Source organism: Paraburkholderia sp. EG304 (genome assembly GCF_046543485.1).
In the GTDB taxonomy this organism is placed as follows: domain Bacteria; phylum Pseudomonadota; class Gammaproteobacteria; order Burkholderiales; family Burkholderiaceae; genus Paraburkholderia; species Paraburkholderia youngii.
Map to the genome: position 1 here is coordinate 1 of NZ_JBKGUA010000522.1, position 237 is coordinate 237.

A 237-nucleotide genomic window follows, 5' to 3' on the forward strand; every position below is an offset into this window, starting at 1 on the left:
GCCCCAGCAGCTCCGCCCACAGCTGCGCCAGCACCGTCTCGAGCTCCCCGCGCGGCGCCTCGTAGCCCCGCCGCGCATACGCAGCGTCCTGCGGCGCCGGCAGCGCCCGGCGGTCCAGCTTGCCGTTGACCGTCAGCGGCAACTCCGCCAGCGGCACGAACGCCGCCGGCACCATGTAGTCCGGCAGCTGCCCCACCAGATGCGCGCGCAGCGTCGCCGCAAGCTGCGCTTCCTGCG

General features: G+C 75.5%; 1 protein-coding gene. It reads right to left on the reverse strand.

The window, feature by feature from the left end:
* Window positions 1-237, reverse strand: a 237-nt coding sequence (locus tag ACLFKU_RS44995; RefSeq protein WP_410853545.1) for a hypothetical protein, incomplete at both ends; no start/stop codon positions are given.